The sequence below is a fragment of the Bradyrhizobium sp. 1200_D9_N1_1 genome (assembly GCF_052075915.1).
Classification (GTDB): Bacteria; Pseudomonadota; Alphaproteobacteria; order Rhizobiales; family Xanthobacteraceae; genus Bradyrhizobium; species Bradyrhizobium diazoefficiens.
The window spans coordinates 3,621,926-3,638,377 of the sequence record NZ_CP197226.1; the positions used below are offsets into that span (position 1 = coordinate 3,621,926).

General features: G+C 65.8%; 18 protein-coding genes. 9 read left to right on the top strand and 9 right to left on the bottom strand.

Translation table 11 applies throughout. The annotated features are described in order from the left end of the window. Window positions 1-65: 65 nt before the first annotated feature. The gene (locus AB5K84_RS17245) at window positions 66-1,721 is read left to right on the top strand and encodes a fumarate hydratase (protein WP_028173309.1); all 1,656 of its coding nucleotides are present in this window, start codon (window positions 66-68) and stop codon (window positions 1,719-1,721) included. 181 nt (window positions 1,722-1,902) lie between these two features. Here the strand turns inward: AB5K84_RS17245 and AB5K84_RS17250 are convergent, their stop codons facing one another. From AB5K84_RS17250 to AB5K84_RS17275, 6 genes are all read right to left on the bottom strand, one after another. Continuing rightward, window positions 1,903-2,823 carry an SH3 domain-containing protein gene (locus tag AB5K84_RS17250; protein ID WP_110116566.1) on the bottom strand — a complete coding sequence of 307 codons (921 nt, stop codon included), beginning with the start codon at window positions 2,821-2,823 and terminating at the stop codon, window positions 1,903-1,905. 12 nt (window positions 2,824-2,835) lie between these two features. Next, entirely contained in the window at window positions 2,836-3,132 is a 297-nt protein-coding gene (locus AB5K84_RS17255) for a hypothetical protein (protein WP_011088538.1), read from the bottom strand. Window positions 3,133-3,238: 106 nt separating this feature from the next. Beyond that, window positions 3,239-3,793 (bottom strand): inner membrane-spanning protein YciB, encoded by a 555-nt coding sequence (locus AB5K84_RS17260; RefSeq protein ID WP_011088537.1) that lies wholly within the window; start codon window positions 3,791-3,793, stop codon window positions 3,239-3,241. 12 nt (window positions 3,794-3,805) lie between these two features. Beyond that, window positions 3,806-4,381 carry a hypothetical protein gene (locus AB5K84_RS17265; protein WP_011088536.1) on the bottom strand — a complete coding sequence of 192 codons (576 nt, stop codon included), beginning with the start codon at window positions 4,379-4,381 and terminating at the stop codon, window positions 3,806-3,808. A gap of 76 nt (window positions 4,382-4,457) precedes the next feature. Next, the gene (locus tag AB5K84_RS17270) at window positions 4,458-4,712 is read right to left on the bottom strand and encodes a hypothetical protein (RefSeq protein ID WP_110116565.1); all 255 of its coding nucleotides are present in this window, start codon (window positions 4,710-4,712) and stop codon (window positions 4,458-4,460) included. A 144-nt stretch (window positions 4,713-4,856) separates the two neighbouring features. Next, entirely contained in the window at window positions 4,857-6,254 is a 1,398-nt protein-coding gene (locus AB5K84_RS17275) for a carotenoid oxygenase family protein (protein WP_110116564.1), read from the bottom strand. Between the two features lie 104 nt (window positions 6,255-6,358). Between AB5K84_RS17275 and AB5K84_RS17280 the strand changes: the two genes are divergently transcribed. Then, window positions 6,359-7,087 (top strand): TetR/AcrR family transcriptional regulator, encoded by a 729-nt coding sequence (locus tag AB5K84_RS17280; protein WP_110116563.1) that lies wholly within the window; start codon window positions 6,359-6,361, stop codon window positions 7,085-7,087. A gap of 22 nt (window positions 7,088-7,109) precedes the next feature. On the opposite strand, the gene AB5K84_RS17285 is transcribed toward AB5K84_RS17280, so the two are convergent. Continuing rightward, window positions 7,110-7,715: a hypothetical protein gene (locus AB5K84_RS17285; protein WP_430640722.1), complete on the bottom strand. Its 606-nt coding sequence runs from the start codon at window positions 7,713-7,715 to the stop codon at window positions 7,110-7,112. Window positions 7,716-7,878: 163 nt separating this feature from the next. On the opposite strand from AB5K84_RS17285, the gene AB5K84_RS17290 reads away from it, so the two are divergent. Beyond that, complete coding sequence (locus AB5K84_RS17290) at window positions 7,879-8,439, top strand: SET domain-containing protein (protein ID WP_011088531.1); 561 nt, start codon at window positions 7,879-7,881, stop codon at window positions 8,437-8,439. A gap of 131 nt (window positions 8,440-8,570) precedes the next feature. Here the strand turns inward: AB5K84_RS17290 and AB5K84_RS17295 are convergent, their stop codons facing one another. Both AB5K84_RS17295 and AB5K84_RS17300 read right to left on the bottom strand, forming a co-directional pair. Next, entirely contained in the window at window positions 8,571-8,969 is a 399-nt protein-coding gene (locus tag AB5K84_RS17295; RefSeq protein WP_110116561.1) for a hypothetical protein, read from the bottom strand. Between the two features lie 52 nt (window positions 8,970-9,021). Beyond that, a complete protein-coding gene (locus AB5K84_RS17300) occupies window positions 9,022-9,252 on the bottom strand; it encodes a hypothetical protein (RefSeq protein WP_110116560.1) in 231 nt (76 codons plus the stop codon). 199 nt (window positions 9,253-9,451) lie between these two features. Here AB5K84_RS17300 and xylB point away from each other — a divergent pair, with 199 nt between their 5' ends. The 6 genes from xylB to AB5K84_RS17330 all read left to right on the top strand — a co-directional run bounded on the left by xylB (window position 9,452) and on the right by AB5K84_RS17330 (window position 16,449). Further along, window positions 9,452-10,897: a xylulokinase gene (xylB, locus tag AB5K84_RS17305; protein ID WP_110116559.1), complete on the top strand. Its 1,446-nt coding sequence runs from the start codon at window positions 9,452-9,454 to the stop codon at window positions 10,895-10,897. Window positions 10,898-11,023: 126 nt separating this feature from the next. Further along, window positions 11,024-12,547: a sugar ABC transporter ATP-binding protein gene (locus AB5K84_RS17310; RefSeq protein WP_097532180.1), complete on the top strand. Its 1,524-nt coding sequence runs from the start codon at window positions 11,024-11,026 to the stop codon at window positions 12,545-12,547. Then, window positions 12,540-13,580, top strand: coding sequence for an ABC transporter permease (locus tag AB5K84_RS17315; RefSeq protein ID WP_011088527.1), 1,041 nt, complete (start codon window positions 12,540-12,542; stop codon window positions 13,578-13,580). The genes AB5K84_RS17310 and AB5K84_RS17315 overlap by 8 nt, the downstream gene beginning before the upstream one ends. A 121-nt stretch (window positions 13,581-13,701) precedes the next feature. After that, entirely contained in the window at window positions 13,702-14,649 is a 948-nt protein-coding gene (locus AB5K84_RS17320; protein ID WP_028173320.1) for an ABC transporter substrate-binding protein, read from the top strand. 241 nt (window positions 14,650-14,890) lie between these two features. After that, window positions 14,891-15,712, top strand: coding sequence for a helix-turn-helix domain-containing protein (locus AB5K84_RS17325; RefSeq protein ID WP_110116558.1), 822 nt, complete (start codon window positions 14,891-14,893; stop codon window positions 15,710-15,712). Between the two features lie 71 nt (window positions 15,713-15,783). Next, window positions 15,784-16,449 (top strand): DsbA family oxidoreductase, encoded by a 666-nt coding sequence (locus AB5K84_RS17330; RefSeq protein ID WP_110116557.1) that lies wholly within the window; start codon window positions 15,784-15,786, stop codon window positions 16,447-16,449. The last annotated feature ends 3 nt before the right edge of the window (window positions 16,450-16,452 follow it).

Consider the following 16,452-nt stretch of genomic DNA (forward strand, 5'->3'; position numbering starts at 1 on the left):
AAAAGCTTAGAACGCTTCTATGCCAGGGGCCCGCGCGAGGGCTCCAAAACCCCGAGATTCGCTCCATGAACGCTCCCACCGCCTTCCCCGACCCCGCAAAGCCCGTTCCGCCCTACAAGCACACCCCGCTGTTCCCGCTGGGCAAGGACGAGACGCCCTACAAGAAGATTTCGTCCGAGGGCGTCCGGGTCGAGAAGGTCCTGGGCAAGGACATGCTGGTGGTGTCGCGCGAGGCGCTGCGGGCGCTGTCGGAGGCGGCTTTCGGCGACATCAACCATTACCTGCGCCCCGGCCATTTGAAGCAGCTCCGCGCGATCCTGGAGGACGGCGAGGCGAGCCCGAACGACAAGTTCGTCGCGCTCGACTTCTTGAAGAACGCCAACATCGCGGCCGGCGGCGTGCTGCCGATGTGCCAGGACACCGGCACCGCGATCATCATGGGCAAGAAGGGCTGCAACGTCATCACCGACGGTGACGACGAGGCGGCGCTGTCGGAAGGCGCGCGCGATGCGTACCTGCGCCGCAACCTGCGCTACTCGCAGGTCGCGCCGCTCTCGATGTACGAGGAGAAGAACACCGCCAACAACATGCCGGCGCAGTGCGAGATCTACGCCGAGGGCGACGACGCCTACAAGTTCATGTTCATGGCGAAGGGCGGCGGCTCCGCCAACAAGAGCTTCCTGTTCCAGGCGACGCCTTCCGTCCTGACCAAGGACCGCCTGCTCGCGTTCCTGAAGGAAAAGATCCTCACGCTCGGCACCGCGGCGTGCCCGCCCTATCACCTCGCCATCGTGATCGGCGGCACTTCGGCCGAGCTCTGCATGAAGACGGTGAAGCTTGCGTCGGCCCGCTATCTCGACGCGCTGCCGACCCACGGCTCGCCCGACGGCAACGCCTTCCGCGACGTCGAGATGGAAAAGGAAATCCACAAGATGACGCAGTCGCTCGGCGTCGGCGCTCAGTTCGGAGGCAAGTATTTCTGCCACGACGTCCGCGTGATCCGCATGCCGCGCCATGGCGCCTCGCTCCCGATCGGGCTCGGCGTGTCCTGCTCGGCCGATCGCCAGGTGCTCGGCAAGATCACCAGGGACGGCGTCTATCTCGAGGAGCTCGAGCACAACCCGGCGCAATATCTGCCGCAGGTCGAAGAGGCGCTCGGCGGCGAGGTCGTCAAGATCGACCTCAACCAGCCGATGAAGGACATCCTGGCGACGTTCTCGAAATACCCGATCAAGACGCGGGTCTCGATGACCGGCACCATGATCGTGGCGCGCGATTCCGCCCATGCCAAGCTGCGCGAGCGGCTGGAGAAGGGCGAGCCGCTGCCGGACTATTTCAAGAACCATCCGGTCTACTATGCCGGTCCCGCCAAGACGCCCGAGGGCTACGCCTCCGGAGCGTTCGGTCCGACCACCGCGGGCCGCATGGATTCCTTCGTGGACCAGTTCCAGGCCGCGGGCGGCTCCATGGTGATGGTGGCCAAGGGCAACCGCGCGCCGGCCGTGCGCGAGGCCTGCAAGAAATATGGCGGCTTCTATCTCGGCTCGATCGGCGGCGCCGCGGCGAACCTCGCCGAGCACTGCATCAAGAAGGTCGAGGTGCTCGAATATCCCGAGCTCGGCATGGAAGCGATCTGGCGCATCGAAGTCGTGGATTTCCCGGCGTTCATCATCATCGATGACAAGGGGAACGACTTCTTCAAGGAGTTGAATCTGGGCTAGCTCTTCACCTCTCCCCGCTTGCGGGGAGAGGTCGGACTTTGCGCGTCGCGCAAAGTCCGGGTGAGGGGGACTCTCCACGAGTCCAACTGTCACCGTCCTCGCGGAGACTCCCCCTCACTTCAACCCTCTCAGCGCGAGCGAAGCTCGTCGCGTCCCCGCAAGCGCAGCGAGGGGGAAGAGTTCAACTGCAATTCGTGACCTGGTTGGAGCACAGCGCGCGCCACCAGCCGCGGACGCCGTCGTGGCTCTCGACGAGGCCCCAGAGACCGCTGCAAGCGAGCAGGCGCTTGGGGCCGCCGTCGGTATCGATCGCGCCGCCGAGCTCGCGCTGGGCCGGCATCCATGTGGCATCGACGAACGGCGCCTGGAACAGCCCGCCCATGCGCGTGGCGCCGTTGGCATAGGCGGCGCCGACCTTGTTGGAGGCTACCCAGCCGCGCCCGGCATAGGGCTTTGGCGCGCTGCGCGGATATCTCTTGTCGTCCTCGTAGTCCTTGCCCGGCGGCTTGGCGCCTTCGATCAGAAACCAGCCGTCCTTGAATCCGATGATGCGGAATTCGGTCAGCCAGCCGCCGTCGGGCGTGTTCTCGCTGCCACCGAGCTTGAGCCGGTAGGGCGGCGGCAGCGTGCCGAGCACGCGCGCCTTCACTGACGGCTCGGCGCGCACGTTGAGACCGCTCGGGTCCTTGTCGATCGACCAGGCGCCGAGATCGCAGGGCTCGGTGCCGTCGAGCAGCGACGAACGCTTGGCGGCGAGATCGGCGTGCAGTTTTGCGAAATCGGTGTCGTCGTTGTCCGGGTCCGGCCCGGTGCGCGGCTTCAGCTCGGCTGAGACGGCGCGCGTCGCATCCGGCGTCAGTGTGACCACGAGCGCCTGGCGTGCGGCGAACACGCTTGCGGGCGTCTTCGGATCATTCGATGTCGCGGGATAAACGGCGAGGTAACCGGTCGAGCCGTCGGTCCGATAGGCGGTGCCGGCCACAAAGCCCGCCGGCACCATGGCGAGCGCGCTTGCGCGCCACGCCGGTTCGGTGTCATCCGCGCGCGCTGCTTGTGTGACGACGCACAGCATCGCCGCCGCGATGAAACGGAGCACGCGCATGGCTGCGTGGCCTTACGCCCGCGCGCCCGTGAACGGGAAGCTGCCCATCGGGCCGATGCCCATCTCGCCGCTGATGCTGTCGCCGGAGACGGTGCCGCTGAATTCGAGCGTGAGCGGCATCGGTTTGTCGATCGAGACTTTCCAGGAGACGTTGTCGCCAGAGACGCTGCCGTCGAAGATCTCGGCGGAGTTACCTTCCGCAACCTGCGCGCCCGTGAGCGTGCCGCCCGCGGCCTTCAGGCTGAGCGTCGAGTTGCGCTCGCCCATCGGCGTCGTCATGGTCAGATTCCAGTTGCCGTCTACGGCCATTCCCGTCTCCCGAACAAATCCCGGCGGGCCGCGACGATCCGCGGCCAGTCCTGAGCGAGCCTATAACCCAACTCGGCGCGCCTGCCTAACGCTGCATTGGAGGCATTTAGGCGCGGGCCGCGGCGCGCCGGCGGCTGGTGACGATGAGCCGGAGCACGACATACTGCACGGCAAAGGCGAGGATCTTGGCGCCGCCCGCGACCACCGTGATGTAGAACGCCCACAGCTTCAGATCGCCCGTAGCGGCGACCGCGATCATGCCGGCGCCGATCACGAACATCAGCGCCGCCCAGGCATAGCCCGCAGCGGTGACATATTCCGGAACGGTCTCAGCGACGATCGGCGGCATGTAGCGCAGCATCCAGCCGCGCTTGAGCATGATGGCGCCGATCGCGAAATGCGCGATCGAGGGCTTTGCCAGCATGAAGCGGGGATCATTGGTCAGTAGCGTGACCGTGCCCAGCACGACGACGAGCGCGAGGCTTGCATAGGTCATGTAGTTGAGCTGCTGCCCCTTGACGCGGGCGTAGATCACCTGCGCGATCGCACCGGCAATCGCCACCGACGTTGCCAGGACGACGTTGTCGGTGATGAGGTAGACGACAAGGAAGACGATGGCGGAGAGGAAGTCGGAGGCGAGGCGGGCGAATACGTCCTTCATCGTCGATCCTGTTCAGCGGGCGTTGGGCAGCGCGGCGGCCGGCGTACCGTACTTGATCTGGCGATACTCGGGATACCATTTTGTGAAGTAGATCGCGCTGTTGCGGGCGGCGAAGGCGACCGCAAGGCTCGACCAGAGCGGCAGGCCGGGGACGTAGAGCAGCACGAGATTGGCGGCCGCCATCAGCAGCGCCGCCGCGGTCCAAGCGCCGGTGATGACGTAATTGGCATAGAGAAAGCCGGGCATCGCCGCGGTCTCGGCCGGGACCGATTCAATCGCATATTGCAGGGTGAAGGGACGGCGGACCAGCATCGAGCCGAGCGAGATGACGAAGATGCCGACATCGACCGACAGCTTGATGCCGAGCGTGCCGAGCGTGGGGTCGAGCAGCGCGAGGTAGAGGCCGATCGCGGCGAACTCGATCGCCGAGCCCGCAGCCAGGATCTTCACCGAGCGGCCCTGCGCCACGTCGATGGCCACGGTGGCGAGGCAGATCGCGGAGGCCGCGAACACGCTGACCGTGGCCGACGTCACCAGCATCAGGAAAGTGTAGGCGCCGTAGGGCGCGAGGATCAGGAAAATTGTCATGGGTCGCCTCGGTCGAGCCGATCTTTACAATGGAAAGATTCCTACTTCAGGCGCGCGCGTGGGTCAAGCAATATCTTTACAGTGTCAAAATCACGTAGGCGGCCTCCAAAAGATGAAGGCCTGCAACGACTTGGTCCGATGCCTCCGTGGCCAATTCCGCCCAGGGCAGGAGCGGCAGCGCGCAGCCGGTCATGAAGCCGGCGGAGAGCAAGATGCCGCCGTTGAAGGTGCCATGGCTTCCCCGCCACAGCCAGGTCATCCAGAGTGCGAGCGCGGCGCAGGCCAGGGCGAGGACGGCGAGACAGTCGGCGGTGATCGAGGGCATGTGCATGGGAAATTCCTCTTTCCGTCATTCCGGGGCACGCGAAGCGTCGAGCTGCGGTGCGCAATTGCGTGTTTGAGGATCCGTCGAGCCGCAGAGCACGCGGTGAAATGGATTCCGGGTTCGCGACTTCGTCGCACCCCGGAATGACGGCTATGCCGCTCCCACCCAATTGCCGTGAAAGCCGTCGGGCACGCGGTGGCCGAGTTGCACCAATGCGGCGGGGCCGGCCTCGATGTCGGTGGCATTGAACACGGCGAGGTCGCTGCGGTTCTCCCGCGCGCGCCACACCACGGCGAGCAGCCAGCCGTCGCCTTCGGCTGCATCGCTCGATCGCTCGACGAAGACCGGCTCGGAGATGGTGTCGCCGGCCGGCAGCAGATAATGGCCGAGCCGTTTGCCGTTGCCGTCGACATGGACGATGCCGGACAGCGCGCCGAACATCGGCAGTTTCGGATTGGCGCAGGCGTACCAGCCGTGACGGCTCTTCAGCCCGGCGCGGCGATCGTCGATGCGCGGGAATTCGCCGGTGAGGTCGTCCAGATACGTCTGCTGGAAGCGATCGGTATTCCCCGAGAGATCGAAGGTCCAGCGGCAATGGCGGGCGCGCGATTTTTCCGGATCCGTCGGCCGGCCGTCGGGATGCGGAAACAGCGGCGCTTCCTCGAACTGCATGACGTCGGCGACGATGCGGTTGCCTTCCTCCCAGGCATTCATGATGTGGAAGACGTAGCAGGCTTCACCGCGGAACCAGACGATGTCCTTGGCCGTGCCGTTGCGCTTCATCACGCCGACATAGGCGCCCTTGTCCGGCTCCCAGGCATAGGGCGGCCGTCCGCTCATCGCGCGCTCCATGCTGCCGGCGATGGGAAGGATCGGAAACAGCACATGGTTCGCGGTGACGATGAAGTCGTGCACCATGCTGGCATAGGGCGCCTCGAAACGTTCGAACCGCGTCGCCTTGCCGGCGGCATCGATCGATCCGTAGGAGAGGGCAGGCGTCAGCGGTCCCGCGGCGTTGTAACCGAAGAACAGCATCTCGCCGGTGACGGGATCGACCTTCGGATGCGCCGTGAAGCTGCCGGCGATGCGGCCCCGATAATTGTGATAGCCGCGCGTGGCCAGCGTGCCCGGCTCGATCTCGGTCGGCAGATGCGCTTCTTCCAGCGCCAGCAGCTTGCCGGCGTGGAAGATGATGTTGGTGTTGGCGACGCCGCCGTCGGTGAGATCAGCCGGGGCATCCGGCAGCTTGCGGCCGAAGCCGCCGAACAAAGCGCGGCCCGCGTCGTGCTCGGCGAGCCATTTCGGCGTGCGGACCCAGCGGTTGCGGTAGCTGGCGCGGCCATTCTCGAGGTGGAAGGCGTGCAGCATGCCGTCGCCGACGAACCAGTGCGCGCCGGGCGCGTCGAATTGCGGATTGGGCCCGTTGCGAAAGAGCGTGCCGTTCAGCTCGCGCGGCAATTCGCCGATGATCTTGAGGAAGGGCGCGTCGGCCTCGAATGGAATCGGCGCGATATTGTTGCGGCGCTCGGCGATGGCGTCGTGCTGCACGGCGTGCCCCCTTATCTTTACATCGTAAAGATCAATTAGCCGCGTCGGCAGTTCTGGTCAAGTGAAATCTTTACACTGTCAATATTGCGTCATATAGCTTGCAAATGGCCAAGACCGACACCAAAGGCGAAATGGCGCGAAGCTCGCGTGCCCCCAGAAGAACGACGTCGACCGCGGCATCGCGCCCGGTGCGCCGTGCGGCGAGTGCGAAGACGGAGGCGCCGTATCATCACGGCGCGCTGCGCGAGGCGCTGCTCCAGGCCGCCGAACGGGTGCTGGAGCGCGACGGGCTTGCGGGCCTGACGTTGCGCGCGGTGGCGCGCGAGGCGGGTGTATCGCATGCTGCGCCGACCCATCATTTCGGCGATCTCACCGGCCTTCTCAGCGAGCTCGCGGCCGTCGGCTTCCGCCAGTTCAACGCGGCGATGGCGTCAGCCTGCGACACCGCGACCACGCCGCTCGCGCGCGCGCTGGCGCGGCCGAAAGCCTATGTCGCCTATGCGCAGGCCCATCCCGGCATGTACGGCATCATGTTCCGCACCGAGCGGCTCGACTATTCCAGGCCCTCGCTGCACGAGGCTGCCGAAGCCTCCTTCGCCGGACTTGCCAACGCCATCGGCGCGATGCGGCAGGAGCAGATCAGCGGCGACGCGCTGACGCTCGACCAGGGCGCCGCGATCGCGCGCGCCTGGTCGATGGTGCACGGCTTCACCACCCTGCTGCTCGACGGACGGCTCAAGGATATTTTGGAGCGGCTGCCCGAGGGGACGACGGCCGAACGGCTGCTTGAGGTGATGCTGACGGCGCCGATTACAGCGAAGTTGCCGACATAGCGCCTTCGATCGGGCGCAGCCCCTACCGCATCGTCGCGAGCTCGACGGCGCGGCCGCGCGTGCCGATGACCTTCACCTCGTCCTTGCCGCAGGTGAAGCCGCGGGCGAAATCGTCCGCGGCCTTGCGCGCGAGCTCATTGGCGTTCGGGTTGGCGATCGCATCGACATAGGCGACATGGCAGACCGGGCCCGGCGGCAGCCGCGTGACGACCAGCATGGCCTTGGTGTTCGGCCGCCCCTGCTTGTCGGGATCGGTGCCGTCGGCGATGTGCCAGCGCTGGATGATCGCAAACGGCTTTTGGCCGGCGGCGCGCCACTCGACGGTGGTCTCGGATGAATTGAACGGGGCGAACCAGATCTTGGCCGCCGGTTCCTCGGCCGCTTCCTTGCGATTGCGCCCGACCGAGACGATCTCGCGAAGATCGTCCTCGGCGATCAGCACCATCAGGCCATCTTTGCCGGGACACATACGCGTCGTGCTGCCGTCGAGCTCGCTGGGCTTTCCGAGCTGGCGGCAGTCCTTGGGCGCCGTCGAAGTGTACGTGCTGCCCACGGATTGGGCGTTTGCGCCACCAAGGACGGTGCACATCAGCAACACGGCCAGGCACGTTGTGGTGATGCGGGTCATCATGAGGCTTTGATGCATCGGGAACTCCGTACCATCAGACGTCTTGATTGTGGGCAAGGTTCAAACAGGCCTACCTGAGACCTGACAGCGGCGCGGAATCGTTCTAGAAGAGCGGCTTCGCTTGGGCCCGTCCGGCCTTGTTCGCGTCCTCGTTCTCCAGATCATGCCAGCCATTTCGTCGAACAAACCTTATCGCGTCGGCCGCTCCAAGACCGGGCTCGGCCTCTTCGCCACCAAACCGATCAAGAAGGGGACCCGGATCATCCGTTATTTCGGACCGATCCTGGACTCGCGGATCCCTGCGCACGACGAGATCGAGAACAAATATCTGTTCGAGCTCAACGGCCGCTGGACCATCGACGGCTCGGTGCGCAAGAACCTCGCCCGCTACATCAACCATTCCTGCCGGCCCAACGCCGAGTCCGACGTTCGCCCGCGCGAGCGCAAGGTCTTCATCCGCGCCATCAAGAACATCGAGCCGGGCGACGAGATCAACTACGATTACGGCACCGACTACTTCAAAGCCTATCTGAAGCCGATCGGCTGCAAATGCGCCTCCTGCGAGACCAAGCGCAAGAAGCTGCGCGCCGAGGAGCGGGCCGAACGCGCCAAGGTGAAGGCGCGCACGGAAGCCAAGGCCAAGAAGGCAGGCGCCAAGGCCGTCAAAAAGAAGAAGCTCAACGGCCACGCCGTCGGCAAGGCCAACGGCAGCGCGCGGGCGTAGCCGTTCATCGCGGTGTCATGCCCCGCGAAAGCGGGGCATCCAGTACGCCGCGGCTTCTCCGTATCCCTCAGGCGTCTCTGGAATACTGGGTCGCCCGGCTAAACCGCGCGACGACAGCAGCGGATGCGGCCTCACGCCGCCACGACGCGCCCGCTCTTCCGCAATCCCACATATTGCAGCTCGGCGAACACACCGGTGGCGATCGCCTGGGCCACGACCATGAGCTCGCCCGCGATGTTCGGCGAGACCGCGCCCGAGAGCAGCAGCGCGATGCTGCCGACCGTCCAGGCCGCGTTGCCGACCACAACGAGCAGGACGAGCTGCTTCGGCACCGCGGCGCGCGCGGCAAGCCAGCCGACCAGCGCGGTGTAGGCGATCAGGAACAGGCCGGTCTCGCGCAGCAGCGCTTCGGGCAGGTTGAACAACGTGGCGAAGGCGCCTGCGCCGAAAGTGAAGCCATGGGCGGCCGCGCCGCTGAAGATCACGTCGGCGAGCAGGGCGCGGCGCAGGAAGGTGGATGCGTCAATCATCGTAGGTCTCCTTGCTTGGGTTGGGCTTGGGGGTGGAATCTTGGGGTGGAATTCAGCGCAGTCCGCGCCACCAGGCGCGGAGCAGGTGGGCGATGCGGAACGGGCAGAGGCTCCTGCCGACGCCGTGCTCGAAGGCGAGCACCTGTGCGACCACATAGTCGCCGGTCGAATGCACCAGCGGCTCGGGCATGTTGAGGCTGCGCGCCAGCATGCGGGTGGCGAGCGCCATGGCCCAGGGAACAAGGTGGTCTGCAACGGTCCGGTAGAACAGCAGCGCGATCATGGCCATCTCCTGTGCTAGGGAAGATGCGCCGCGGCGACGCCGAATTCGATTACCTCGCAGGTAAGCAGGGCGGCTCTGCCCCTCTTTCGGGCCGCAGATCGACGAATGTCAGAGCCTGCCTTGACGCGATGAGGCTTCTTGGATTGATTGGGCCATCCGATCGCCGTCGTCCATCCGGCGTCGGCAATTGTACGCATCCATGTATCTCGGCATCGATCTCGGCACCTCGGCGGTCAAGACCGTTCTCGTCGACTCCGCGCAGCGCGTGATTGCCAGCGAAAGCCGGCCGCTCGCGACCACTTCGCCGCGGCCCGGCTACTCCGAGCAGGATCCCGCGCAGTGGGTCGAGGCGACCTTCGCCACGCTGGATGCCTTGAAGGCGACGCATGCCGGCGCGTTGGCCGTGGTCGAAGGCATCGGACTGTCGGGCCAGATGCATGGCGCCACGCTGCTTGACGCGAGCGCAAGACCCCTGCGGCCTTGCATCCTCTGGAACGACGGGCGGTCCGTCGCCGAGTGCCGCATCCTGGAGCAACGCTGGCCCGCCTTGCGTGCGACGACGGGCAACAAGGCGATGCCCGGATTCACCGCGCCGAAGCTGCTCTGGATTGCGACGCACGAGCCCGAGGTTTTTGCAGCGACGAAACGCGTCCTGCTTCCGAAGGCCTATTTGCGCCTGGTCCTGACGGGCGAAGCCGTCGAGGATGTCTCGGACGCATCGGGCTCGCTGTGGCTCGACGCCGCGCGCAGGGACTGGTCGGATGCAGCACTGGCCGCGACCGGCCTGTCGCGCGATCACATGCCGCGACTGGTCGAGGGCTGCGCGCCCGCGGCAACATTGCGCAGCGAGCTCGCGCAACGCTGGGGCATGGTCAGACGGCCGAGCTTCGCGGGCGGTGCCGGTGACAATCCGGCGGGGGCCGTCGGCATTGGCGCGATCAGGGCGGGAACCGCGTTCATCTCGCTGGGAACCTCGGGCGCCTTGCTGGCGCCGACGAGCAGGATCGCCGCCAACCCGGATCGCGGGGTGCATACGTTCTGCCACGCCATCCCCGCAATGTGGATTCAGGCCGGCGCGATTCTCTCGGCGGCCTCCTGTCTTGCCTGGATCTCGCGCTTGTTCGGCATTGCCGAGGCGGAATTGCTGGCACCGCTTGGGTCGCGCCCGCAGATGCCCTCGCCGGTGAGCTTCCTGCCTTACCTGGCGGGTGAGCGGACACCGCACGACGATCCCGCCGTGCGCGGCATGCTCGATGGCTTGAGCCACGGCACCGATCGCGAGGCGATCGTGCAGGCCGCGCTCGAGGGCGTTGCCTTCGCGCTGGCAGATTGCCGGGACGTGCTCGCGGATGCCGGCATTACGGTCGCGGAAGCCGATGCCATCGGAGGCGGTTCACGGTCCCGGTTCTGGCTGTCGGTGCTGGCAAGCGTTCTGAATGTTCCGATCCATCGCTTTGCCGACGGTGAAACCGGAGCGGCGTTCGGTGCGGCAAGATTAGGGCGTCTTGCTGTCACGGGTGAGGCAATCGACGCCGTCTGCACGCCGCCGCGACGCATCGAGACGTTCGAGCCTGATCGCGTGCTCGTCGATGCCTATGCCGATCGGCTTCCCGCCTGGCGCGAACTGTATCGGCCACGCCGCTAGCGCCGTTTCGATTTCGCTTTCCCGTCGGTTCGGTATTGCCCTGTGCCGCGGCGTTTTGTTTAATGCGCGAACCGCGCTGAGAAAACGAGACGCGGGTGGGAAACGCATTGTGCGTCGGGAGGCACGATGAACGATCCGATCCTCGAGATGCGCGGGGTCTCGAAAAGCTTCTTCGGCATCAAGGCGCTGCGTGCCGTCGATCTCACCGTCTATCCCGGCGAAATCCATGCCCTGATGGGCGAGAATGGCGCCGGCAAATCGACTCTGATGAAGATATTGTCAGGCGCCTACCGGCCCGATCCGGGTGGAGAGATCCGCATCGAAGGCAGGCCGGTGCGGATCGAAGGCCCGCTCGGCGGCCGCGCCGCGGGCATCTCCATCATCTATCAGGAGCTGTCTTTGGCTCCCAATCTCAGCGTCGCGGAGAATATTTATCTCGGCCGCGAGATCTCGCGCTCGGGCCTGCTGGCGCGCGGCGCCATGCGCCAGGGCGTCGGCCCCATCCTGGAACGGCTGGGCGCGGACTTCCAGCCATCGACATTGGTGGCGCATCTGTCGATGGGCCAGCGCCAGCTCGTCGAGATCGCGCGTGCGCTGCACGCGAGGTCGAAAATCCTGATCATGGACGAGCCGACCACCGCGCTGTCGGCCGGCGAGAGCGAACGGCTGTTCGCGCTGATCCGTCAGCTCCGCGCCGAGGGGCTCGCCATCATCTACATCTCGCATCGCATGGACGAGGTCTACGCGCTCGGCGACCGCGTCACCGTCTTGCGCGACGGCCGTCTCGTGGGCTCGCTCGACAAGCCGGAAATCCGGGCCGATACCATCGTGCGGCTGATGGTGGGGCGCGACGTCTCCTCTTTCTACAAGAAGGACCATGACCCGGAGGCGGGGCGGGGACACCCCGTGCTCAGTGCGATCGACATGTCTGACGGCCAGCGCGTCAAGGGCTGCTCGCTCACCGTGCATGCCGGCGAGGTAGTGGGGCTTGCCGGCCTGATCGGTGCCGGACGCACGGAGCTTGCGCATCTCATCATCGGCGCGGCGGCAAAAACGTCGGGCCGTCTCGAACTCGAAGGCCGCCCGATCGACATCCGCACGCCCGGCGAGGCGCTCGAGGCCGGCATCGCCTATCTGACGGAGGACAGGAAGGCACTCGGCCTGTTTCTCGACATGTCATGCCTGGACAACATCAATCTCGCGGTGCTCGGGCGCGATGCGAAGCTTGGCTGGTTCCTGGATGGTGACAAGGCGCGCGAGCGCGCCGACAGGGCCTTCGCGGGGCTCAGCATCCGTGCGGCTAATGTCGGCGTGCCGGCCGGGGGCCTGTCCGGCGGCAACCAGCAGAAGGTGCTCTTGTCGCGGCTTCTCGCCATCGCGCCAAAGATCCTGATCCTCGACGAGCCGACGCGCGGCGTCGATGTCGGCGCCAAGTCGGAAATCTATTCGATCATCGACAATCTCGCCAAGGCCGGTACCGCGATCCTCGTCATCTCGTCCGACCTGCCTGAGATCATCGGCATCTGCGACCGCGTCATCGTGATGCGGTCGGGACATATCGCAGGCGAGGTCAGCCGAACCGAGACGGCGCCACTCAATCAGGAGGATATCATGGCACTTGCTACGGGGATGGAGCATCTCGATGCCTGATAACGGATCGACGCAGGCGAAGGCCGCCACGGCAAACGGCCTGGCCGCCGCCCAGGAGACCAGGCGTCAGCGCATCAGGCTTCTGATCCGCGCGGCCGGCATGCTGCCGGTGCTGCTGCTGCTATGCGCCGGCTTTCACTACCTGTCGGATGGCCGTTTCTTCACCGGACAGAATCTCGGCATCGTGTTGCAGCAGGCCGCCGTCAACACCGTGCTTGCCGCGGGCATGACCTTCGTCATCCTGACCGGCGGCATCGATCTCTCGGTCGGCTCGATCCTGGCGGCGTCCGCGATGGCCGGCCTGACGATCTCGAAACTGCCGGAGCTCGGGGCGCTGTGGCTGCCGGCCGCCGTTCTCACCGGCCTCGGCTTCGGTGTCGTCAATGGCGCGCTGATCGCGCTGTTGCGCCTGCCGCCGTTCATCGTGACGCTGGGCTCGCTCACCGCCGTGCGCGGTCTGGCGCGGCTGCTCGGCGCCGACACCACGGTGTTCAATCCTTCCATTCCCTACGCCTTCATCGGCAACGGCTCGCTGACGCTCGTTCCGGGCGTTGCTTCGATCCCGTGGCTCTCGGTGATCGCTTTGCTCGTCATCCTCGTCTCGTGGCTGGTGCTGCGCCGGACCGTGCTCGGCGTGCACATCTACGCGGTGGGCGGCAACGAGAGCGCGGCGCGGCTTGCCGGCATCAAGGTCTGGGCCGTGCTGATCTTCGTCTACGGCGCGTCGGGGCTGCTGGCCGGACTTGGCGGCGCCATGCAGGCGGCGCGGCTCTATGCGGCCAACGGTCTTCAACTCGGCCAGTCCTATGAACTCGACGCCATCACCGCCGTGATCCTCGGCGGCACCTCGTTCGTCGGCGGTATCGGCTCGATCTGGGGCACGCTGGTCGGCGCGCTGATCATCGCGGTGCTTTCGAACGGCCTGATCCTCACCGGCGTCTCGGACATTTGGCAATATGTGATCAAGGGCCTGGTGATCATCGGCGCCGTGGCGCTGGACCGCTATCGGTTGCAAGGCTCGGCCAGAACCTAAGGGGCTCGGCCAGAACCTGAAAGGTGCGGCGCGCAGCTGAGCGCGGGTGGTTCGATGTGAGATTCCGGTACGGCAACTGGTCAGCCGTGCCGGAGATGAAGACAGACCAGGGAGGAAGCCAATGTTGAAGACGATCACGCTTGCCGGCGCCGCGACGGTGCTTGCCCTAAGCACCGCGCCGTCCTTCGCCAAGGAGCTCAAGTCGATCGGCGTTTCGCTCGGCTCGCTGGGCAACCCGTTCTTCGTCGCGCTGTCGAAGGGCGCCGAGTTCGAGGCCAAGAAGGCCAATCCCAATGTGAAGGTCACCACGGTCGGCTTCGAATACGACCTCGGCAAGCAGGTCACCCAGATCGACAATTTCATCGCCGCCGGCGTCGACCTGATCCTGTTGAACCCCGGCGACCCCAAGGCGATCGGACCGGCAATCAAGAAGGCACAGGCGGCGGGTATCGTCGTCGTCGCGGTCGACACCGCGGCCGAAGGCGCCGATGCCACCGTGACCACGAACAACGTCCAGGCCGGCGAGATTTCCTGCCAGTACATCGTCGACAAGCTGGGAGGCAAGGGCGACGTCATCATCGAGAACGGGCCGCAGGTTTCCGCCGTGATCGACCGCGTTGTCGGCTGCAAGAACGTCTTCTCGAAGAATCCCGGCATCAAGGTGTTGTCCAACGATCAGGACGGCAAGGGCTCGCGCGAGGGCGGCCTCACCGTTGCGCAGGGTTACCTGACCCGCTTCCCCAAGATCGATGCCATCTTCGCCATCAACGATCCGCAGGCGATCGGCACCGACCTCGCAGCGCGCCAGCAAAACCGCACCGGCATCGTCATCACCGCGGTGGACGGCGCGCCCGACATCGAGGCCGCGCTGAAGGATCCCGCATCGCTGCAGATCCAGGCTTCCGCGTCACAGGATCCGTTCTTCATGGCGCGGCGCGCCGTGCAGGTCGGTGTCGGTATTCTCAATGGTCAGAAGCCGGCATCGACCGTCGAGCTTCTGCCGTCGAAGCTTGTGACCCGGGACAATGTCGCCGAGTACAAGGGGTGGACGTCGGATCGGTCGCAGTAGCCATTCTGCATCTGTCGCGGGACTTATCGGCCGGTGGCGCTCGGACGGTGCAGGCTGCGCGTCCGAGGCCACTGTGGGCGCGCCGGAAGACGGCCCAGGAAATGCCCGGCAATGGTCTTGCATGACCATTGCGCGGACATCGACGCTCGTCGGCAATCCAGCGATTTCAGGAACTCAAGCGCCAATTCGATTACCTCGCGGGTAATGGAAGGGCTGAAATCCGCGTGCTAGGTTTTCGACCATGAACGCACATGCATCCACGGCGCACGCCGAACGCAGCCAGCCGATCCATATCGGCGACCATTTGCGCGAATGGCGTCAGCGCCGCCGCATGAGCCAGCTCGATCTGGCGGGCGAGGCGGAGATTTCCGCACGGCATCTGAGCTTCGTCGAGACCGGCCGCGCCGCGCCCTCGCGCGACATGGTGCTGAGGCTCGCCGAACGTCTCGACGTGCCCTTGCGCGAACGCAACGTGCTGCTGGTCGCCGCCGGCTTTGCGCCGGCGTTTCCGCAGCGCGCGCTGGAGGATCCTGCCTTGAAATCAGCCCGCCAGGCGATCGACCTCGTCCTCAAGGCACACGAGCCCAATCCGGCGCTCGCGGTGGACCGGCACTGGAACCTGGCCTCCGCAAACCGCATGGTGGCGCCGCTCCTCGACGGCATTCCGCAGCGGCTGCTCGGCCAGCCGTTCAACGTGCTGAGGCTCGCGTTTCATCCCGAGGCGCTGGCGCCGCGCACGGTCAATCTCGCGGAGTGGTGCGGGCATCTGCTGGAGCGGCTGCACCGGCAATGCGAGGCAACGGCCGATCCGGAGCTGATCAAGCTCTACAACGACCTGAAGAGCTACCCGATCCCGGCACGATCGGCGCCGCTGTCGAGCGACAATGTCGCCATCCCCTTCAAGCTGCGCCACAACGGCGAGATACTAAGTTTCTTCTCCACCACCATGGTGTTCGGCACGCCCGTGGACATCACCCTGTCGGAGCTTGCGCTGGAGACGTTCTTTCCGGCCGACGAGCGTACCGCGGAGCGGCTGAAGCAGATGGCAGCAGCTATGACATAGCGCTCTTGCCTCGGGCCGGGTTCGGCCTATCTTTGGGCGAACCCTTAAAGTGCCCGAAGGAGGCGCCTGACATGAGCACGCTGAAACCGCTCCAGATCGACGTCGTCTCCGACGTGGTGTGCCCGTGGTGCTATATCGGCAAGCATCGCATCGAAAGCGCGCTGGCGCTCGTGCCCGACGTTCCGGTCAAGCTGAATTTCCGCCCCTTTTTCCTCAATCCGTGGGTGCCGCGCGAGGGCATCAGCCGCGAGGCCTATCTCACCCAGAAGTTCGGCTCGGTCGAGGCCTATAAGGGCATTGCGGGGCGCGTCGTCGCGGCTGCGAGCGAGGAGGGCCTCGTCTACAAGCCGGAGCTGGTCGCACGTCAGCCCAATACGACCGACTGTCACCGGCTGATCCTGTGGGCCGAAGCGATCGGCAAGGCGCCCGAGATGAAGCAGCGGCTGATGGAGCTGTACTTCCGCGATGGCGGCGACCTCACCGACGTGAACGTGCTGGTGCAGGCGGCCGCTGACGTCGGCCTCGATGCCGACGACGTGCGCAAGCGCCTTGCCACCGACGAGGACGTCGCGCGCGTCTCGGCCGACGCGCAGGAAGCCTCCGAGAAGGGCATCTCCGGCGTGCCGACCTATGTCTTCGCGCAGAAATACGCCGTCTCCGGCGCGCAGGACCCGAACCTGCTCGCCCGCGCCATCCGCCAGGTCTCGGCGGAGATCAACGCGCAGGCGGCGGAGTAGGTT

Bases quoted from the DNA above. Each gene is read 5' to 3' on its own strand.
- AB5K84_RS17265 (WP_011088536.1), bottom strand. From the start codon at position 4,381: ATGACAATTTTCCTGATCCTCGCGCCCTACGGCGCCTACACTTTCCTG.
- xylB (WP_110116559.1), top strand. From the start codon at position 9,452: ATGTATCTCGGCATCGATCTCGGCACCTCGGCGGTCAAGACCGTTCTC.
- AB5K84_RS17245 (WP_028173309.1), top strand. From the start codon at position 66: ATGAACGCTCCCACCGCCTTCCCCGACCCCGCAAAGCCCGTTCCGCCC.
- AB5K84_RS17260 (WP_011088537.1), bottom strand. From the start codon at position 3,793: ATGAAGGACGTATTCGCCCGCCTCGCCTCCGACTTCCTCTCCGCCATC.
- AB5K84_RS17290 (WP_011088531.1), top strand. From the start codon at position 7,879: ATGCCAGCCATTTCGTCGAACAAACCTTATCGCGTCGGCCGCTCCAAG.
- AB5K84_RS17325 (WP_110116558.1), top strand. From the start codon at position 14,891: ATGAACGCACATGCATCCACGGCGCACGCCGAACGCAGCCAGCCGATC.
- AB5K84_RS17295 (WP_110116561.1), bottom strand. From the start codon at position 8,969: ATGATTGACGCATCCACCTTCCTGCGCCGCGCCCTGCTCGCCGACGTG.
- AB5K84_RS17285 (WP_430640722.1), bottom strand. From the start codon at position 7,715: ATGACCCGCATCACCACAACGTGCCTGGCCGTGTTGCTGATGTGCACC.
- AB5K84_RS17300 (WP_110116560.1), bottom strand. From the start codon at position 9,252: ATGATCGCGCTGCTGTTCTACCGGACCGTTGCAGACCACCTTGTTCCC.
- AB5K84_RS17330 (WP_110116557.1), top strand. From the start codon at position 15,784: ATGAGCACGCTGAAACCGCTCCAGATCGACGTCGTCTCCGACGTGGTG.
- AB5K84_RS17320 (WP_028173320.1), top strand. From the start codon at position 13,702: ATGTTGAAGACGATCACGCTTGCCGGCGCCGCGACGGTGCTTGCCCTA.
- AB5K84_RS17315 (WP_011088527.1), top strand. From the start codon at position 12,540: ATGCCTGATAACGGATCGACGCAGGCGAAGGCCGCCACGGCAAACGGC.
- AB5K84_RS17255 (WP_011088538.1), bottom strand. From the start codon at position 3,132: ATGGCCGTAGACGGCAACTGGAATCTGACCATGACGACGCCGATGGGC.
- AB5K84_RS17270 (WP_110116565.1), bottom strand. From the start codon at position 4,712: ATGCACATGCCCTCGATCACCGCCGACTGTCTCGCCGTCCTCGCCCTG.
- AB5K84_RS17280 (WP_110116563.1), top strand. From the start codon at position 6,359: ATGGCCAAGACCGACACCAAAGGCGAAATGGCGCGAAGCTCGCGTGCC.
- AB5K84_RS17310 (WP_097532180.1), top strand. From the start codon at position 11,024: ATGAACGATCCGATCCTCGAGATGCGCGGGGTCTCGAAAAGCTTCTTC.
- AB5K84_RS17250 (WP_110116566.1), bottom strand. From the start codon at position 2,823: ATGCGCGTGCTCCGTTTCATCGCGGCGGCGATGCTGTGCGTCGTCACA.